The sequence below is a fragment of the Agromyces binzhouensis genome (genome assembly GCF_004135055.1).
Lineage (GTDB): Bacteria > Actinomycetota > Actinomycetes > Actinomycetales > Microbacteriaceae > Agromyces > Agromyces binzhouensis.
The window spans coordinates 1-1,460 of sequence record NZ_SDPL01000583.1 but is presented as its reverse complement, the minus strand read 5'-3'; the positions used below and the strand labels follow the sequence as shown (position 1 = coordinate 1,460).

Genomic DNA, 1,460 nt, shown 5'->3' with positions numbered 1-1,460 from the left:
CGCGCGCGGGCGGCGCCTCCGGCGTCGAGAGCGTGCGGCGCGCGGCGCCGACGAGCGAGGTCACGAGGCTCAGCGGGTCGCCGCCGTGCGCGCTGCCGCGCAACTGCTCGAGTCGTTCCTCCGCACCGACGCTGATCTGCGCGACCTGGTCGCGGGCGTCGACGATGACGACCGCGGGACCGCCGGTCTCGCCGCTCGACACCGGATCGTGGGCGAGGCGGGTCAGGATGCCCGAGCGCACGCCGCGTGCGAACGACGCGGAGAGCGCGCCGAGGAACTCGATCTCCGCGTCGTCGAACATCGGGTCGTCGTCGCCGCGGAAGATCGCGAGGCACCCCCAGGCGGCGGTGCCGTCGTGGAAGATCAGCCTCGCCTCGTCGGCGAACCCGTAGACGGGCCTCATGAGCCGCGTCATCCGCTCGGATCGGTCGACCTCGTCGGCGTGCGTGGCGTGCATGCCGATCGCCCGGCGGTCGCCGGCGGCGAGCGACCGGAACGACGTCGGCTCGTCGGCGCCGTACTCGATGATCCCGAAGAGCCGGTCGTGCTCGTTGTGCGCCTTCAGCGCGCCGTACTTGCGCGCGCTCGTCAGCATCATCGTCGCCGGGTCGTGGGTGCCGACGCACGCGCCGACCCACGGCACGGCACGGCGGACGGACTCGGTCGCCTCGCCGATGAAGTCGTCGAGATCCAGCCCGGCGCGCGAGAGCACGTCGACGTCGCCCCGCACGCGGGCCCCGGTCAGCTGGGGAATCACGGGTTCAGTATGCGCCTCGACGGGCCCCGGCCGGTATCCCAGAACGCTGGGAGTCGCGTCGGCCGCCTCGATGGGAGCCCGAACTCCCCGGTCGCACGGGATACCGCGGGACACGGCCGTCCACGCACGATGTCCGACGTGACCACCACCACGACCATCGAGACCGGGTCCGTCGACGACCACGGCGCGCTGCTGCACGCCGACGACGCCACCGCGCAGCTCTGCCTGTCGCTCCTCCGACTCGAGTCCGCCCTCGCCGAGCGCGGGCTGGCGGCCGAGGCGGTCACGCAGGTGCGCATCCACGCGACCGATCCGGGTTCCGCCTCGGAGCTGGTCGAGCTCGTGCTCGAGCGGTTCGGCGCCGGCTCCACGACCCCGGTCGTCGCCTGGATCTCCGCAGAACGCCATGAGGTGCCGGGCATGCTCGTGCGCCTCGCCGCCGACGTCGCGGTCACCACACCCGTACCCGAGACACCCGAAGGACTGACATGACCCCCTCGCTCACCGACACCTCGACGCTCCGCGATGCCGGAACCGTGCTGCTGCCCGGCGATCGCGGCTTCGAGGCGGCGACCGTCCCCTGGAACCTCGCCGTCGTGCAGCGCCCCGCCGCCGTCGCGGTTCCCCGCTCGGCCGACGAGGTCGCGCGCGTCGTGACCGCCGCGACAGCGCTCGGGCTGCGCGTCGCTCCCCAGAGCACGGG

At 73.6% G+C, this 1,460-nt stretch carries 2 protein-coding genes and 1 pseudogene; 2 read left to right on the top strand and 1 reads right to left on the bottom strand.

Features of this window, described 5'->3' with window-relative positions; genetic code table 11:
* On the bottom strand, positions 1 to 757 hold a 757-nt coding region (locus ESO86_RS16900), incomplete at its 3' end, for a LuxR family transcriptional regulator (RefSeq protein WP_129235953.1).
* Positions 758 to 895: 138 nt separating this feature from the next.
* Here ESO86_RS16900 and ESO86_RS16895 point away from each other — a divergent pair.
* A complete protein-coding gene (locus tag ESO86_RS16895; protein WP_129235952.1) occupies positions 896 to 1,249 on the top strand; it encodes a RidA family protein in 354 nt (117 codons plus the stop codon).
* Positions 1,246 to 1,460 (top strand): annotated as a pseudogene (locus ESO86_RS16890) (FAD-dependent oxidoreductase); the annotation flags it as partial. The gene ESO86_RS16895 and the pseudogene ESO86_RS16890, both read left to right, overlap by 4 nt.